This is a genomic window from Streptomyces sp. NPDC050548, from assembly GCF_044457385.1.
Taxonomy (GTDB): Bacteria; Actinomycetota; Actinomycetes; order Streptomycetales; family Streptomycetaceae; genus Streptomyces.
Map to the genome: position 1 here is coordinate 258,497 of NZ_JBITGV010000005.1, position 15,562 is coordinate 274,058.

Annotated in this window: 16 protein-coding genes; 11 read left to right on the forward strand and 5 right to left on the reverse strand. The window is 71.5% G+C overall.

Annotated features, from left to right (window positions below; all coding sequences use genetic code 11):
* Positions 1-148 precede the first annotated feature (148 nt).
* Positions 149-1,651: an IucA/IucC family protein gene (locus ACIBJH_RS16800; protein WP_399117592.1), complete on the reverse strand. Its 1,503-nt coding sequence runs from the start codon at positions 1,649-1,651 to the stop codon at positions 149-151.
* Positions 1,652-1,688: 37 nt separating this feature from the next.
* Between ACIBJH_RS16800 and ACIBJH_RS16805 the strand changes: the two genes are divergently transcribed.
* From ACIBJH_RS16805 to ACIBJH_RS16815, 3 genes are read left to right on the forward strand one after another with little or no spacing between them, the layout of a single operon-like run.
* On the forward strand, positions 1,689-3,257 hold the full coding sequence (locus tag ACIBJH_RS16805) for an IucA/IucC family protein (protein WP_399117593.1): 1,569 nt from the start codon (positions 1,689-1,691) through the stop codon (positions 3,255-3,257).
* A 9-nt stretch (positions 3,258-3,266) separates the two neighbouring features.
* On the forward strand, positions 3,267-4,532 hold the full coding sequence (locus ACIBJH_RS16810; RefSeq protein WP_399117594.1) for a VWA domain-containing protein: 1,266 nt from the start codon (positions 3,267-3,269) through the stop codon (positions 4,530-4,532).
* Entirely contained in the window at positions 4,532-5,350 is an 819-nt protein-coding gene (locus ACIBJH_RS16815; RefSeq protein ID WP_399117596.1) for a hypothetical protein, read from the forward strand. Before ACIBJH_RS16810 ends, ACIBJH_RS16815 begins: the two co-directional genes overlap by 1 nt.
* 53 nt (positions 5,351-5,403) lie before the next feature.
* On the opposite strand, the gene ACIBJH_RS16820 is transcribed toward ACIBJH_RS16815, so the two are convergent.
* Entirely contained in the window at positions 5,404-6,033 is a 630-nt protein-coding gene (locus ACIBJH_RS16820) for a winged helix-turn-helix transcriptional regulator (protein WP_399117597.1), read from the reverse strand.
* An 88-nt stretch (positions 6,034-6,121) separates the two neighbouring features.
* Here ACIBJH_RS16820 and ACIBJH_RS16825 point away from each other — a divergent pair, with 88 nt between their 5' ends.
* The 5 genes from ACIBJH_RS16825 to ACIBJH_RS16845 are packed head-to-tail and all read left to right on the forward strand — an operon-like array spanning position 6,122 to position 9,654.
* The gene (locus tag ACIBJH_RS16825; RefSeq protein ID WP_399117598.1) at positions 6,122-7,330 is read left to right on the forward strand and encodes a pyridoxal phosphate-dependent aminotransferase; all 1,209 of its coding nucleotides are present in this window, start codon (positions 6,122-6,124) and stop codon (positions 7,328-7,330) included.
* A gap of 29 nt (positions 7,331-7,359) precedes the next feature.
* Positions 7,360-7,893: an HAD domain-containing protein gene (locus ACIBJH_RS16830; protein ID WP_399117599.1), complete on the forward strand. Its 534-nt coding sequence runs from the start codon at positions 7,360-7,362 to the stop codon at positions 7,891-7,893.
* A 3-nt stretch (positions 7,894-7,896) separates the two neighbouring features.
* Entirely contained in the window at positions 7,897-8,496 is a 600-nt protein-coding gene (locus tag ACIBJH_RS16835; protein ID WP_399117600.1) for a histidine phosphatase family protein, read from the forward strand.
* A gap of 50 nt (positions 8,497-8,546) precedes the next feature.
* A complete protein-coding gene (locus ACIBJH_RS16840) occupies positions 8,547-9,176 on the forward strand; it encodes a hypothetical protein (protein ID WP_399117601.1) in 630 nt (209 codons plus the stop codon).
* Positions 9,177-9,231: 55 nt separating this feature from the next.
* On the forward strand, positions 9,232-9,654 hold the full coding sequence (locus ACIBJH_RS16845) for an acyl-CoA thioesterase (RefSeq protein ID WP_399117602.1): 423 nt from the start codon (positions 9,232-9,234) through the stop codon (positions 9,652-9,654).
* Positions 9,655-9,661: 7 nt separating this feature from the next.
* Here the strand turns inward: ACIBJH_RS16845 and ACIBJH_RS16850 are convergent, their stop codons facing one another.
* Complete coding sequence (locus ACIBJH_RS16850) at positions 9,662-10,051, reverse strand: winged helix-turn-helix transcriptional regulator (RefSeq protein WP_399117603.1); 390 nt, start codon at positions 10,049-10,051, stop codon at positions 9,662-9,664.
* Positions 10,052-10,152: 101 nt separating this feature from the next.
* On the opposite strand from ACIBJH_RS16850, the gene ACIBJH_RS16855 reads away from it, so the two are divergent.
* Positions 10,153-11,580: an MFS transporter gene (locus ACIBJH_RS16855; RefSeq protein WP_399117604.1), complete on the forward strand. Its 1,428-nt coding sequence runs from the start codon at positions 10,153-10,155 to the stop codon at positions 11,578-11,580.
* A 20-nt stretch (positions 11,581-11,600) separates the two neighbouring features.
* Here ACIBJH_RS16855 and ACIBJH_RS16860 read toward each other — a convergent pair whose 3' ends face one another.
* Positions 11,601-12,467: an NAD(P)H-binding protein gene (locus tag ACIBJH_RS16860; protein ID WP_399117605.1), complete on the reverse strand. Its 867-nt coding sequence runs from the start codon at positions 12,465-12,467 to the stop codon at positions 11,601-11,603.
* Positions 12,468-12,563: 96 nt separating this feature from the next.
* On the opposite strand from ACIBJH_RS16860, the gene ACIBJH_RS16865 reads away from it, so the two are divergent.
* Positions 12,564-13,364 (forward strand): helix-turn-helix domain-containing protein, encoded by an 801-nt coding sequence (locus ACIBJH_RS16865; protein WP_399117606.1) that lies wholly within the window; start codon positions 12,564-12,566, stop codon positions 13,362-13,364.
* 43 nt (positions 13,365-13,407) lie between these two features.
* Entirely contained in the window at positions 13,408-14,004 is a 597-nt protein-coding gene (locus ACIBJH_RS16870) for an exonuclease (protein ID WP_399117607.1), read from the forward strand.
* Here ACIBJH_RS16870 and ACIBJH_RS16875 read toward each other — a convergent pair.
* Positions 13,996-15,366, reverse strand: coding sequence for a nucleobase:cation symporter-2 family protein (locus tag ACIBJH_RS16875; protein WP_399117608.1), 1,371 nt, complete (start codon positions 15,364-15,366; stop codon positions 13,996-13,998). The genes ACIBJH_RS16870 and ACIBJH_RS16875 overlap by 9 nt on opposite strands.
* Positions 15,367-15,562: the final 196 nt, after the last annotated feature.

Below are 15,562 nucleotides of genomic sequence, written 5' to 3' on the forward strand. Positions count from 1 at the left end.
CCGCATGAACGTCAGCAGCGGATCGTTTCCCTGAGGATGCGGAACGAAGAGGTGTCCGAAGCCGGACGGAATCGCTCACGGGCACCGAGCAGCGCCTCGACCGAACCGGTCACGGCCGGCGGCGGAGTTGGTCCGACGGCGTCCCCGCTCACTCCGCCAGCGGATTGGGCACCGGCAGATAGCGCGCGTCGGCGCCGTCCGCGCCGGTCCAGCGCAGCAGCAGATTGGTCTTGCCGGGCAGAGTGGGCGAGGCGAGGAGCACGGCGACCTCGGGAAGGTCGTCGCGGCGGGCCAGTTCGGCGCGGACTGCGGGCCAGGGGTCCAGCTTCGGGTGGCGCTCGGCGAGGACTCCGGCCACCTCCACGAGGTGGTTGACGACCAGGCAGTACACCAGCCGCTCCCACCCGGCGGCCCGGTCCACGTCCGACAGCAGCTTCACGCCCTCCGCGTCCCGGTACAGCGCCTGCACGGGCGTTCCGTCGCCGTCGACGGCGACCACCGTGTTCTGCAGATGCGCTTCGAGTACGACGCCGTGGTCCGCGAAGGCACCCAGCGCGGGCGGTACGACCTGCCGCAGATACGCCTTCCACCAGGCCGCCGGGTCGGTCGTACCGTCGAGCGGGTTGCCGTCGAAGCCCTCCACCAGCGCCGCGGCGAGCAGTGGGGTGGTGCCGGGCAGGAGGTGGTCGCGCAGGCCGTCGCGGACCAGGACGGCGAGTTCCTCGAAGGCGAAGTCGGCGGTGCGGTAGCCGCGGTCGCTCAGCCAGCCGGCCGGACCGGCCGTCGCCGCGAAGGTGTCCAGGACGGCCGTGTCGGTGCGCCGGAGTTTCAGCAGGTCGTGGCGCCACAGCCGGCGCACGTCGTTGGTGATGCGTACGTCCAGGCTGAACTTGAGGAACAGGTCGTCGACGGGCTCGTACACCGTGCGGATCGCGGCCGTCGGCCAGGCCTCGGTCGCGGTCGTGCCGAGCCGGATCAGGCGGCCGTCGGCGAAGGCGTCCGCCAGCGCGTCGCCGACGAGGTCGAGCTGCCAGGGGTGGGCGGGCAGCAGCCGGTAGCCGGGCGGGGCCTCGCCGAGCGCGTCCAGGGCGGATACGTCGCCCTCCTCCACGACCGCGTCCTCGCGCAGTCCGAGCAGCACCAGCGGGAAGCGGGCGTACGCCTCCGGGGCGTAGGGCAGCCAGCCCGTGACGGGGCCGCCGCCGCGGGCCTTGGGTGCGGGATGGTAGGGATGGCCGGTGATCAAGGACTGTTCGGAGCGGAGATACGGGTCGGCGGGCGCCGTCGCCCGCTCGCGCGCGGCGAGCAGCGCGGCGACCGCGTCACGGCTGTCCGTCATCTCGGCGGGCAGTTCGTGGTTGGACACCCCGGTGTGCCGCGCCAGTTCCTCGGCTACGAGTTTCACGAGTTCGGCGTGGCCCACGCGGTGCCAGTCGCCGTCCGCGTACACCTCGGGCTCGGCGGGCCGCCGCTCGCCGCGCACCCGCAGCAGCCGGCCGCTCCCCGGCAGCCGGTACACCCGTCGCTCCCCGGGATCCGGGAGCGGCCGGGCCACCTCCCGGAGCAGACAGTTGAGCAGGGGCGCCGCCGCGTACGCGTCGGCACGCTCCGCCGTGTCGGCGCCCGGAGGTGTGAAGTCGACGCGATCCATTCGTTCCCTAAGTCCGTGTCCTGCGATCGCGATCAGTATGTCTCTCGTCGTCACCGACCCTGACGCCCCGTCCGCACCCGAGGAGTCGACCGTGGACTGTCCCCCGCATCCCGAGGCCGAGGTCGCCGAGGAACTCGCCGCCGTACGGCCCGACCTCCTGCAACGGTACGCGGCCGAGCTGCCCGGCGCCCGCGCGGCGGTGCTCACCCGGCTGTGGCGGGCACTCGCCCATGAGCCACTGCCGTGGATCACCGGCCGGTCCCCGGGCCCGGTCCTACGGCTCTCCGGGGGCCGGACGCTGCACGGCCCGCCCGCCGATCCGTACGCGACCGACGCGTATGTCACCGTCGTGCACCTCGACGGCCGCGCCTACGCCGATCCGGCGCGCCTGATGACCGACCTCACCGTGCCGCACGGGTCGGCGTTCGCGGCCGAACTCGGGCACAGCGTCGCCTCGTTGGCGCTGTCCCGGGCCAACCGGCCCGCGCACCCGGAGGAGTGGCCGGAGCACGACTGGGAGTGGGAGCAGCGGATCGTGGACGGGCATCCGTTCCACCCCAACTGCCGTTCCCGGCCCGGGTTCTCGGTGGCCGAGCAGCTCGCGTACGGGCCCGAGCACCGGCCGGTGGTGGCGCTGGGGTCGGTGCCGGTGCGGGCGGAGGAGTGTCTGCTGACCGGCGCGTGGCCGGACGAACTGCGGGACGCGGGAAGGCTGTTGATCCCGGTGCACCCGTGGCAGGCGGCCCATGTGCTCAAGCGCGCCGGGGACGATCCCGTGGACGCGCATCCGCTGATGTCGCTGCGCACCCTGGCGCTGGCGGGCGGTACGCACGTCAAGACGGCGCTGAGCGCCCGGTTGACGTCCTCGGTGCGGGACATCTCGGTCTACTCGATCGGTCTGTCGGCGGCCTTGTCGGCGTTCGGGGAGACCCTGGCGGCGCGCTCGGACGGCCTGTTGCACGTCACCCGCACGCTGGGTGCGGCAACCGCCAACTCCCCTGACCTGGCGGCCGTGTTGCGGGAGTCGCCGCAGACGTACGCGGACACGGAGGCGGGCGAGCGGGTGCTGCCGGTGGCCGCCCTCGCGACCACCGGCCTGCCCCGATCGCCCGCCTGGCTGGCCGAGTTCACCCGTCTCGCCCTCGTCGTCGGTCTGCGTCTGCTGGAGTCCGGTGTGGCCCTTGAGGCACATGGTCAGAACCTGCTGGTGGTGCTGTCACGGACGGGTGCCCCGATCCGCCTGGTCTACCGCGATCTCGCCGACATCCGGGTGAGCCCCAAGCGCCTTGCCCGGCACGGGATTCCGGTCCCGGAGCTGAGCGGACGGATCGTCACCGACGACGAAACGACCCTGCGCCGCAAGCTGTTCGGCTCGCTGGTGGCGGGCGCGCTCGCGGGCACGGCCGGTTCCGGTACGGCGCTCAGGGCGGCGCTGGCGAGTGTCGTACCGAAGCTGGAGCGGACGCCCGACCTCCTCGCGCTCCTCCAACAGCCGCTGCCGACCAAGGCATTGACGCTGATGCGGCTGTCACCGGAGCTGCCCGGGGACCAGTGGACGGGGCTGCCCAACCCGCTCGTTTTGGAGCCCGGTCCATCTGATCAATAGGATCCGGCGATGATCACAAGACAACGGCTGGCGGCGGGGATCTGTGCCCTGCTCGCCACCCTCTCGGCCGGGGTCGCCTTCCCGGCCGGAGCGGTCGCCGACGAGACGGACTCCACGGCCTCCCCCAAGGTCGAACTCGTGCTGGACGTCAGCGGTTCCATGAGCGCCAAGGACATGGACGGCGGCTCCCGGATGGCAGCGGCGAAGCAGGCGTTCAACGAGGTGCTCGACGCGACACCCGAGGAAGTGCAGCTCGGCATCCGCACCTTGGGCGCCAACTACCACGGCAACGACCGCAAGACGGGCTGCAAGGACACCGCGCAGCTCTACCCGGTGGGCACCCTGGACCGCACCGAGGCCAAGGCCGCGGTGGCGACGCTCCAGCCCACCGGCTGGACGCCGATCGGGCCCGCGCTGCTGAAGGCGGCGGACGACCTGGACGGCGGTGACGGCACCCGCCGTATCGTCCTGATCAGCGACGGCGAGGACACCTGCCAGCCGCTGGACCCGTGCGAGGTGGCCCGCGAGATCGCGGCCAAGGGCATCGGCCTGACCATCGACACCCTGGGTCTGGTGCCGGACGCCAAGACCCGCGACCAGCTCAGCTGCATCGCGGACGCGACCGGCGGCACGTACACGTCCGTGCAGCACAAGGAGGAACTCTCCGACCGGGTCGGTCAGTTGGTCGACCGGGCCGCCGATCCCGTGGTGACTCCGGTCGCCACCGAGGGGACGGCACAGTGTTCCAGCGCCCCGACCCTCAAGTCCGGTCTGTACACGGACCGCGAGGAGTTCGGCAAGCAGCGCTTCTACCGCGTGGACGTCGACCCGGGCCAGGAGCTGCGCGCTTCGGTGAGCGTGGGCGCCGACCGTGAAGTCAACCCGGACTACGGGGTGTTGCTGCGGGCGGTCACCGTGCACGGCCGTGAGATCGTGCGCGGCGAGGGCACGGGCAACGGCCGTACGGACGTCATCTCCACCGGGCTGCGCTACCCGAAGGCCGAGAGCGACGACGACAACGCCCCGGCCGAGACCGTGTGTCTCCAGGTCACCAACTCCTTCTCGGCGGCCTCCGGCGTGAAGACCACGCCCGGTCTGCCCCTGGAACTGACCGTCGACGTCGTGGACGCGCCCAGCAGTTCGAGCGACGTGGCCTCCTTCGGCCTCGGCCGCGGCTGGTGGCTGCTCGGCGCCCTCGTGCTGACCGGCTTCGTCGCGGGTCTGCTCTGGGGCTGGCTGTCGCGCTGGCGTCTCGCGGTCTGGAGGACCAACTGATGCGGATCACACGTGTGTTGAGCACGGCCCTGCTGATGGCGGGGCTGGCGGCGGGCCCTGCGGCGGCGGACTCCTCACCGTCCGCGAGCGCCTCCGCCTCCTCCGACGGCAGTTCGGCCCCGACCCAGGCCGGCACCTCCTTCCGTACGGCCACGGAACTCGACCAGGGGCAAACAGGCACAGCGAGCGGCTCCACGGGTGACTACCTGTACTGGTCGTTCGCCGCGGACGCCGGTCAACGCCCCACCGTGAAGGCCACGGTGAAGCTCCCGGACACGCACGCGGGCGAGACCTGGCAGCTCGATGTCTACGACGGCCTGCGGCGCCGCCAGGCCTGCCAGTACGGGGCCGCGACGCGCACCGCCGCACAGGGCACCGGCTCCCTGGACCTGGCGTGCACGCTGCGTACGGTCCGTGCCTGGTCGGAGCAGTGGGCCAACGACCCGTTGCCCGGCACCTATTACGTCCGGCTGACGGTCGTGGACCTCCAGTCCTCGGACCTGGGTCAGCCGGTGAGCACCGAACTGCGGGTGGACTCCAAGGACATCGGCGGTTCGGCGGCGGTGGACGGCTCGCTGGCCCAGCCGCTGACGCCGGGGATCGCGGTCAAGTCGTCGTCGGACGAGGACAGTTCGTCGACCACGTCGGCGGCGCTGTCGAGCATCGAGCCCGACGGCGGCTGGTCGTCGGGCTGGTGGTCCGACCGCTGGGTGTGGACGGGCATCGGCGGTGTGCTGGCCGCGCTCGCGGGGATCGGCGGGTATGCGCTGACGCGGGGGTCGGGACGGCCTCGGCGGGTACCGCCGCCGGGCATGTGACGTCTCATCAGAAGGCCCGCCCCTGGCGGGCCTTCTGCCGTTCCGAGGCTCTTTCAGGCCTCCCGCAGGGCCTTCGCGAGCGTGCCGTCGCCGCTCACCTCGACGCGTCCGGCGCGCACCGCGTCGGCGAGGCTCAACTCCCCTTGCGCGACGGCCGTACAGGTGTCGACGCCGAGCACGAGCCGGGCGTCGGGGTCCCGAGTCGCGGGCCCTTCGCCGTAGACCTCGCCCTCCCCGGCCACCCCCACCCACACGTGGAACTCCCCCTCCTCCAGCCGGACTTCGACCAGCCCCTCGCCCTCCAGCGCCCGCAGCAGCGGCAGCGCGAACCAGTGGGCGCGCACCGCGTCGGTGGGCCGCCGCTCCCCCAGTTCGGGCGCGCCCCAGGTGCCGAGGGCCTGCAGCACGGGGAGCAACTCCCGCCCGCGTCCGGTGAGTTCGTAGACGAAGGCGGCACCGGGCGGCGGCAGCCGCCGTCGGGTGGTGAGCCCGTCCCGCTCCATGTCCTTCAGCCGTGAGGCGAGTACGTCCGTGCTGACACCCGGCAGATCGGCGTGCAGGTCCGTGTAACGGCGCGGTCCTGCGAGGAGTTCGCGGACGATCAGCAGGGTCCAGCGGTCGCCGACGAGATCGAGGGCCCGGGCCGCGGAACAGTACTGGTCGTAGCTTCGGCGAGGTGACATGCGACGCAGTCTAGACATGTTGTTGGACTTTCCAAGCTCACACTTGGTAAAACCAAGCAACACACGAAGCCGATGGGGCGAGGGCGCAATGGAGTTCCGGCAGTCGAGCAAGCTCAGTGAGGTCTGTTACGAGATCCGCGGTCCGGTGATCGAGCACGCCAACGCACTGGAGGAGGCGGGCCACAGCGTCCTGCGTCTGAACACCGGCAACCCCGCGCTCTTCGGCTTCGAGGCGCCCGAGGAGATCCTCCAGGACATGATCCGAATGCTCCCCCAGGCGCACGGCTACACGGACTCTCGGGGCATCCTCTCCGCCCGCCGCGCGGTCGCCCAGCGCTACCAGACCCTGGGTCTCGAAGTCGACGTAGACGACGTGTTCCTCGGCAACGGCGTCTCCGAACTGGTCTCCATGGCCGTCCAGGCGCTCCTGGAGGACGGCGACGAAATCCTCATCCCCGCCCCGGACTTCCCGCTCTGGACGGCGGTCACGACCCTCTCCGGCGGCAAGGCGGTCCACTATCTCTGCGACGAACAGGCCGACTGGTACCCCGACCTGGACGACATGGCGGCGAAGATCACCGACCGCACCAAGGCCGTCGTCATCATCAACCCGAACAACCCCACCGGCGCGGTCTATCCCAAGGAGATCGTCGAGGGCATCCTCGACCTCGCCCGCCGGCACGGCCTGATGGTCTTCGCGGACGAGATCTACGACCAGATCCTCTACGACGACGCCGTGCACCACTCGGCCGCCGCGCTCGCCCCCGACCTGGTCGTCCTCACCTTCTGCGGGCTGTCGAAGACGTACCGGGTGGCCGGCTTCCGCTCGGGCTGGCTGGTGGTGACGGGCCCGAAGCAGCACGCGAAGAACTACCTGGAGGGCCTGACGATGCTGGCCTCCATGCGGCTGTGCCCCAACGCGCCCGCGCAGTACGCCATCCAGGCCGCGCTGGGCGGCCGTCAGTCCATCCGCGACCTGACCGTCCCCGGCGGGCGGCTGTACGAACAGCGCGACGTGGTGTGGGAGAAGCTCAACGAGATCCCCGGGGTGTCGTGCGTGAAGCCGAAGGGCGCGCTGTACGCGTTCCCCCGCCTCGACCCCAAGGTGCACAAGATCCACGACGACGAGAAGTTCGTCCTGGACCTGCTGCTGAGGGAGAAGATCCAGGTGGTCCAGGGCACCGGCTTCAACTGGCCCACCCCCGACCACTTCCGCATCCTCACGCTGCCGCACGCGGACGACCTGGAGGCGGCGATCGGCCGGATCGGGCGGTTCCTCGGCGGGTATCGCCAGTGATCTCGCCCCGCCCCGGGTAGCCCCTCCGCATGATGGACCGCCCCCTGCTCCTCCTCGACGTCGACGGCCCCCTCAACCCGTACGGTGCCCGGTTCCTGCGTCACCGCGGCTATGTCACCCACCGGCTGTGGCCGACGAACTGGTCGGCCCGGCAACCGCCGGGCTCCCGGCGACTACGACGTGGGCTGCGGGTACGCCTGCACCCGGGGCACGGCGAGCGCATACTGGCGCTGCCGTACGAGCCCACCTGGGCCACCACCTGGAAGCACCAGGCCAACGAGCTGATCGCGCCGGCTGTCGGGCTCCCCGGCGACCTGCCGGTGATCGAGTTCACCCAACTGTTCACCAAGGACCCGGACGGCCTCTACTGGAAGACCCGTCAGATCGTGACCTGGGCGGCCGGCCGCCCTTTCGCCTGGGTCGACGACCTGATCACCGACCTGGACGTACGGCATGTCGAGGAGCACCACGACGGCTCGGCGCTCCTCCTCAAGGTGGACCCGCGCCGTGGTCTACGGGAGAGCGATTTCGCGACGTTGGAGCGGTGGACCCATAGCCTGTGAGGTATGGGCGATCTTTTCCTGGTACGGCATGGAGAGACCGAATGGTCCCGGTCGGGGCGGCACACCGGCTGGACCGATGTCCCGCTGACCGAGAAAGGGCGGGCGGAGTCGCGCGGCCTGGTGCCGCTGATCCGCTCGCACCGGGTCGGCGCCGCGTTCGTCAGCCCCTTGCAGCGGGCGCGGGAGACCGCCGAGCTGATCGGTCTGACGGACGTACGGATCGACCCTGATCTGCGGGAGTGGGACTACGGCGGCTACGAGGGGATCACGACCGTCGAGATCCAGCGCACCCGGCCGGACTGGTTCCTGTTCACCGACGGGGTCGCGCCCGGGCCGCCGGATCATCCTGGGGAGAGCCCGGAGCAGGTGGGGCAGCGCGCCGACCGTGTGCTGGCCGAGGTCGACGCGGCGCTCGCCAACACCGAGGGCGTGGTGGTGCTGGTGGCGCACGGCCATTTCCTGCGGGTGCTCACCGCGCGGCGGCTCGGGCTGCCGCCGTCGGAGGGGGCGCTGTTCCAGCTGGCGACCGGGACGCTGTGCCGGCTGGGCACGGAGCACGGGCGGCCGGTGATCGCCGCCTGGAATGTCAGACCGCCGTCGTAGCCTTCGAATGAGCCGCGGACACCCGTCGACGCGGCGGGGAGGAGCACGCCGTGACACGACCGCCGACCGCCGCGCAGCGGCGTGTCATCGACGCCGCCGACCCCGTCAGCGGGCGGCTGCGGGGTACGGAGGCGCAGCTCGCCGCGCTGGTGAAGCGAGGGCTCGCGTTCCGGCATCCGCGTCCGCCGCACGACCACTTCCTGACCCCGGCGGGGCATCGCATACGGGAGTCCGTCCCGGAGATCGCCGAGCCCGTCGTGGAGGCGCCCGCGACCGCCGGGGTGTTCGCCGCGCGGATCGGCGGCGAGGACGCGGCGGACACCGGTCCGGCCCGCACCCGTGAGGTGCACAGCGCGTGGCAGGGGCTGGTGGAGCTGCGCCGGATGACCAACCGGGACGGCTCCGTGGACCGGCCGTGCGGCTGGGAGCGCACCCATCTGGTGCAGGCCGCGGCGCTGGCCCTGGAGGCGGCCGGGCACCGGCCCTCCGGGCGGGACGACACGGAGGGCTACCGGGTACGGGCGACCCCGCAGCCCGAGGCCGTCGCCGTGCGCGAACCGGACGGGGCGGCGCTGCGCGCCTGCGCGGAGACGCTGGAGCGGGCGGGCTGGCAGGTGAGCGAGCACAACGAGCCGCGTACGGGGGCGAGTTACCTGCTGGCTTCACCGCGAAGAAGCTGAGGGGCATGCCAAGATCGGTGGGGCAGATCGTCCGTCAGTACGAGAAGGGAACGCAGTGAGCGAGCCGTTTTCCGTCCCGGTGACCGTCCGCGGATACGAGACCGACAGCCTGGGGCACCTCAATCAGAGCGTGTATCTGCAGTACGCGGAGCATGCCCGCTGGGCGCTGTTGCAGGCCGCGGGGGTGGGTCAGGCCGAGTTGCTCGCCGAGGGGATCGCGCCGGTCGTGCTGGAGACGACCATCCGCTATCTGCGGGAGCTGCGCGCGGGCGATGACGTCGAGGTGAGCTGTGTCTTCGAGTGGGGTGAGGGGAAGACGTTCCGGGTCACGCAGACGATCACGAAGACCGACGGCACGGTCTCCGCCGAGGTCGCGTCGGTCGGCGGGCTGCTGGACCTCAAGGAACGCCGACTGGCCGCCCAACCCCGGGAGTACTTCAAGCAGTTGACGACCGATCCGGGTCTGTTCGGGCTCTGAGCCGGGGCTACTCCGGCTGGTGCTCGGCGTCGTAGGCCGCGCGTGACTCGGCGATGTGGACGCGGTTGCGCTCCGCCCAGTCCGTCAGTCGTTGCAGTGTCTCGTGCAACTCCTGGGCCACCGGAGTGAGTTGGTACTCGACCTTGGGCGGCACGGTCGGGAAGACGGTGCGGGTCACGAGTCCGTCGCGCTCCAGGTTGCGCAGCGTCAGGGTCAGCATGCGGCGGCTGATGCCCTCGATGCTGCGCTCCAACTCGGTGAAGCGGACGGGGCCGTGGGCCGCCGCGACCAGGATCTGCACGCTCCATTTGCCGGCCACCCTGTCAAGAACTTCGCGCACCGGGCAGGCGTGCGCGTTCACGACCTGGACGGTAACACCGGTGTTCCCCTGGGACATCGAAGTGCCTCCTTTTGCCGACCTCCATGGTTCCTCACGATGTTCCCCGTTACAAGTCGTGCACCTATGGGTGCAACGGAGAACGATGGAGGCCACGAGCCATGTCGACCCTGTCCGAGTCACAGCCACGCGCGCTGGAACGAACGTACTCCCGCTGGGCGTCCCTCGTCGTCCTGTGCGCGGGGACGCTGATGACGATCCTGGACGGCAACATCGTCACGGTCGCCATGCCGGCGATCCAGCGCGACCTCGGGTTCTCGGGGCCGGGGCTCGCCTGGGTCGTGAACGCCTACATGATCCCGTTCGGCGGACTGCTGCTCCTCGTCGGCCGACTGGGCGATCTGGTGGGCCGCAAGCGGATGTTCACGACGGGGCTCGCCGTGTTCACCGCGGCCTCCGTGCTGTGCGGGGTCGCGACCAGCCAGGGGATGCTGATCGCGGCCCGGGCGGTGCAGGGCGTCGGCGGGGCGATGGCCTCGGCGGTCGTCCTCGGGATGCTCTTCGCGCTCTTCCCCGAGCCGCGTGAACTGGCCCGCGCCATCGCGGTGTTCAGCGCGGTCGGCGCCGGCGGCGGAGCCCTCGGCACCTTCCTCGGCGGGGCGCTGACCCAGGCCCTGAACTGGCACTGGATCTTCCTCATCAACCTGCCGATCGGGATCGCGGCCTGGTTCGCCGCCGTCCGCGTGCCGGCCCCGGAGCAGGGCGCCGGGCTCGGCAGGGGTGCCGACTACCCGGGCGCCGCGCTGGTCACCGGCGCGCTGATGCTCACGGTGTACGTCATCGTCGGCACCGGCGCCCGCTCCCTCACCGCCACCCTGCTGCTGGCCGCCCTCGCCCTGGCGCTCTTCGTGGCGTTCACCGTCCGCCAGGCCAGGGCCGCCCGCCCGCTGCTGCGCCTGCGGCTGTTCCGCTCCCGACTGCTGACCGGGGCGAACGCCGTGCAGATCCTGATGATCGGCACGATGTTCGGCTTCCAGTTCATCGGCGCGCTGTACGTCCAACGCGTTCTGGGCTTCAGCGAGTTGCTCACCGGTACGGCGTTCCTTCCGGCACCGATCGCGGTCGGCGCACTGATGCTGGGCCTCTCGGCACGGACCATCGGCCGCTTCGGTGCGTACCGGGTGCTGCTGGCCGGGCTGGTTCTGATCGTCGGGGGCATGGCCCTGCTGAGCCGCGCCCCCGCCGACGGTTCGTACGTCGCCGACGTCCTGCCGCCGCTGCTCCTGCTGGCCACCGGGTTCGCCGCCGCGATGCCCGCGCTGACCGGGCTCGCCATGTCGGGGGCGCGGGAGGAGGACGCGGGACTGGCCTCCGGGCTCTTCAACACCACGCAGGTGGTGGGCGGTTCACTGGGGCTCGCGGTGCTGTCGACACTGGCGGCGGGCCGGACCGACGAACTGGTCTCCGGGGGCGCGGAGTTGATCCCGGCGACCGCGGCGGGATACCAACTCGCCTTCCGGGTCGCGGCGTTGATCGCGGCGGGAGCGCTGGTCCTGGCGGCGGGGGTGCTGCGGGGGCGGCGCGACTGACGCCCCCGCAGCGGCTCGGGTCACCCCTCCCCGGACTCCTTCCCGAACGCCGCCCTGTGGTCCTGGGCCCACTCCCGGTATGTGCGCGCCGGGCGGCCCAGGACCTCCCGCACCTCCTCGGTGACGACTTCGTTGCCGCCGTTGCGGACGAACTCCCGGCTGATCTCGGAGGCGTCGACGAACGTGTCGTTGTAGCCGAGACCGAGCAGATACTTTCGCGCCTCGGCCGAGGACAGGTCACGCACCTCCACGGGACGACCCAGGACCTCGGCCAGTACGGCGGCCTGGTCCGGCACGCTCAGCACCTCGGGTCCGGTCAGTGTGTGTGTCCGCCCCGAGTGGCCCGCGTCGAGCAGCGCGGCCACCGCCACCTCGGCCACGTCACACGGGTCGACCACGCCCTGGCCGCCGGCCCCGCTCGTGTTCGGCAGCGGGGTGCCCGCTCGCACGGAGGCTGCCCAGCCGAGCGTGTTCGAGGCGAAGGCGGAGGGGCGCAGGATCGTCCACTCCAACCCGCTGTCCCGCACGGCCTGTTCACCGGCCACGTGCCAGCCGCCGACCGGTCCGACGGCGGGGTCGCCGGTGCCGATGCCGGAGAGCTTCACGATCCGGCGCACACCCGCCGCCCGTGCCGCCTCGACCAGGCCCCGGTCGTGCTCCGCGTCGTCCGGTCCGAACACGCCCACCAGGAAGGCGACTTCGGCGCCGGTCAGCGCGGCGTCCACGGAGGCCCGGTCGGCGGGAAGACCCCGTACCGTCTCGACCCCCGAGGGAATCCGGGCCTTCTCGGGGTCCCGGGTCAGGGCGCGCACCTTCTCGCCGCGCGCCACGAGCTGTCGTACGACCTCGCTGCCGATGGTGCCCGTGGCACCGGTCACTAGGATCATGGCCACCACGGTGGGCGGAGAGGGGCCTTCGGTTCTAGGAGATTCCGGCACGTTCGGGAGCCCGGTGCGGGCCGGTGTCGCGCTTACCGTGGAGGGGTGACGAACGCCGACGTGTCCGAACGGGAGTTGCCCCTGCCGGACGAGCTGCGCCCCTGGGTCTCGCGCATCGCCGACCTGACCGTGAACCGCTTCCCGGTGGAGCCTTTCGTCCATCTCCCGGACGCGGCGACGAAGTTGGTGGTCCGCGTCGAGGGGAACGGCCGCCGCAGCGTCCTCGTCGTCGGGCCGCGCGTCCGGGCCACCTACCACGCGGCCAAACACCTGGTGTCCTGCGCGGAGTTGCGGCTGACGCCGGGCACGACACGGCCGTTGCTGGGCGTTCCGGCCGTCGATCTCGTCGGCCGGGCCATGCCCCTGGGCGAGCTGCCCGGCCGGGCCGCCCGCCAACTGGCCGTGGAGCTGCGCGGGTTGGAGCCGGAAGCGGCAGTCGCGAGGCTCACGGAGGTCATCCCCGCGCGACTCTCCGCCGTCGCGGACTCCGCGCGCGCCGAACTCGTCCGGGCCGGTGTCGACGCGATGTCGATCCGCACCGGCCACCTCCCCGGCCCGGTTCCCGCGGTCGCCCGCGAACTCGCGGTCAGCGAGCGGCAGTTGCGCAACCTCTTCACCGAGGGGGTCGGCCTCTCCCCCAAGCACTACGCCCGCATCAACCGGGTGCGCGCCGTGGTGGCCCACGCCACCGAACTCTCCTGGGCCGAACTCGCCGCCGTCACCGGCTACTACGACCAGTCCCACATGACGTCCGACTTCCGCGCCCTGATGGGTGTCCCGCCCCGGTCGTACTTCACGGGCCGGCTCCCCGAGGCCATGCCCTGCCGGGCGGTCCGGGGCGGCTGAATTCGGGTGCGGGCCACCCCGACCACCTGCGATGCTCCCGCCCATGGCCGCACGACGCGTCAAGCCCAGCCTGTACATCTCCGTCGACATCGAAGCCGACGGTCCGATCCCGGGCCCGTACTCCATGCTGAGCCTCGGCGCGGCCGTCGCCGGGGCGCAGGACGCCGAGGGGTTCACCGCGGCGGACCCGGAGAAGCTGACCTTCTACCGTGAACTGCGGCCGATCGGCGAGGAGTTCGTGCCGGAGGCGCTGGCGGTGAGCGGGCTCGACCGGGAGCGCCTCGGGCGCGAGGGTGCGGAACCGGGCGTCGCGCTGGCCGAGTTCAGCGCCTGGGTGCGTGAAGTCGCCGTGGGCGCCCAGCCGGTGATGTGCGGCTACCCGGCATCGTACGACTGGATGTTCCTGTACTGGTATCTGATCCGCTTCACCGGCGCGAGCCCCTTCGGGCACTCCGGCTGCCTCGACATGAAGACGCTGTACGCGGCGAAGGCCCGGCTGCCGCTGCGTGCCGTCGCCAAGGGCACGATGCCGCGCGAGCTGCTGTCCCGGCGGCGGCACACGCATCACGCCCTCGACGACGCGATCGAACAGGCCGAACTGCTCGCCAACCTCATGGCGTGGCAGGGGAGTTCACAGTGACTCGCCGACGCCGTACGGGAGGAGCCGGCCGGTGCGGGGTGGCTCCTGTGTCTGCTGTCGCCGGCCGAGGTGGTTGAAGACCAGGTTCAGGGCCACCGCCGCCACACAGCCGGTGGAGATGCCCGAGTCGAGGACGATCCTGACGGTTCCCGGGAACGCGTGGTAGAAGTCCGGTGCCGTGATCGGGATGATGCCGACGGCCAGCGAGACCGCCACTATCAGAACGTTGTCGCCCTTCTCCAGGCCGGCCTTGACGAGGGTCTGGATGCCGCTCGCGGCGACCGAGCCGAACAGGACGACGCCCGCGCCGCCCAGCACCGGGCGCGGTACGACGGCGATGAGCGACGCGGCCATCGGGCACAGGCCCATCAGCACCAGGAAGCCGCCGCCCGTGGCGACGACGTAGCGGCTGCGGATGCGGGTCATGGCGACCAGGCCGATGTTCTGGGCGAAGGCGCTACACATGAAGCCGTTGAAGAGGGGGCTGATCGCCGAGCCGAGGGTGTCGGCGCGCAGGCCCGCCGCGATGGTCGCCTCGTCCGCCGGGCGTTCGACGATCTCGCCCAACGCCAGCATGTCCGCGGTGGATTCGGTCATCGAGACCACCATCACGACGCACATCGAGACGATCGCGGCGAGCTGGAACTGCGGTGCGCCGAAGTGGAAGGGGGTGGGGAAGCCGATCACGTCGGCGTCGGTGACCGGGCCGAAGTCCGTCGCGCCGAAGGGGATCGCGAGGAGCGTGCCGATCAACAGGCCGAGCAGGACGGCCACTTGCCTGACGAAGCCCCGGGTGAAGCGGCGCAGGACGAGCACGATGACGAGGGTCGCCGCCGCGAGTCCCAGGTTGGTCGTCGAACCGTAGTCGTGCGCCGAGGGGTTGGGCCCCTGCGCCCAGCCGAAGGCGACCGGCAGCAGGGACACGCCTATGAGGGTGATCACGGTGCCGGTGACGACCGGCGGGAAGAATCGGACCGCCCTGCTGAAGAAGGGGGCGGCGAGGAACCCGAGCAGACCGGCGACGATCACCGCGCCGAAGATCACGGGCAGCGCGTCGGACTTGTCCTTGGTGGAGGCGGCGATCGCGGTCATCGGGGCGACCCCGGCGAAGGTGACGCCGTTGACGAAGGGCAGCCGCGCGCCGATCCTCCAGATCCCGAGGGTCTGGAGGAAGGTGGCGAGACCCGCGGTGAAGAGGCAGGCGCCGGTGAGGAAGGTCAGTTCGGTGCCGGAGAGGCCGACGGCCGCCCCGACGATCAGCGGCGGGGCGACGACACCCGCGTACATGGCGGCCACGTGCTGCAGGCCCGTGGTGGCCATCTTGAGTGCGGGGAGTTTCTCGTCGACGGGGTGAGCGGTCACTGCGGTTCCTCCGGGTCAGCTAACACGTCGGCTCTGACGTGGGTTTAGTGGAGGTGGTGCGCGGTCGTGCGGGACCGGAGGACGGAACCCAACAAAAGGGATGGGTAAGGCCGTTCCGGGGCGCGCGGATGCACGCCCCGGCCACGGCCACCGGATGAGGGCCGTCCCCCTCAACCGGAGATCTTGGATCGGCCGA

Excerpts from the sequence above, each read along its gene's own strand:
- ACIBJH_RS16800 (WP_399117592.1), bottom strand. The coding sequence starts at position 1,651 with ATGGATCGCGTCGACTTCACACCTCCGGGCGCCGACACGGCGGAGCGT.
- ACIBJH_RS16805 (WP_399117593.1), top strand. The coding sequence starts at position 1,689 with ATGTCTCTCGTCGTCACCGACCCTGACGCCCCGTCCGCACCCGAGGAG.
- ACIBJH_RS16810 (WP_399117594.1), top strand. The coding sequence starts at position 3,267 with ATGATCACAAGACAACGGCTGGCGGCGGGGATCTGTGCCCTGCTCGCC.
- ACIBJH_RS16815 (WP_399117596.1), top strand. The coding sequence starts at position 4,532 with ATGCGGATCACACGTGTGTTGAGCACGGCCCTGCTGATGGCGGGGCTG.
- ACIBJH_RS16820 (WP_399117597.1), bottom strand. The coding sequence starts at position 6,033 with ATGTCACCTCGCCGAAGCTACGACCAGTACTGTTCCGCGGCCCGGGCC.
- ACIBJH_RS16825 (WP_399117598.1), top strand. The coding sequence starts at position 6,122 with ATGGAGTTCCGGCAGTCGAGCAAGCTCAGTGAGGTCTGTTACGAGATC.
- ACIBJH_RS16830 (WP_399117599.1), top strand. The coding sequence starts at position 7,360 with ATGATGGACCGCCCCCTGCTCCTCCTCGACGTCGACGGCCCCCTCAAC.
- ACIBJH_RS16835 (WP_399117600.1), top strand. The coding sequence starts at position 7,897 with ATGGGCGATCTTTTCCTGGTACGGCATGGAGAGACCGAATGGTCCCGG.
- ACIBJH_RS16850 (WP_399117603.1), bottom strand. The coding sequence starts at position 10,051 with ATGTCCCAGGGGAACACCGGTGTTACCGTCCAGGTCGTGAACGCGCAC.
- ACIBJH_RS16855 (WP_399117604.1), top strand. The coding sequence starts at position 10,153 with ATGTCGACCCTGTCCGAGTCACAGCCACGCGCGCTGGAACGAACGTAC.
- ACIBJH_RS16860 (WP_399117605.1), bottom strand. The coding sequence starts at position 12,467 with ATGATCCTAGTGACCGGTGCCACGGGCACCATCGGCAGCGAGGTCGTA.
- ACIBJH_RS16870 (WP_399117607.1), top strand. The coding sequence starts at position 13,408 with ATGGCCGCACGACGCGTCAAGCCCAGCCTGTACATCTCCGTCGACATC.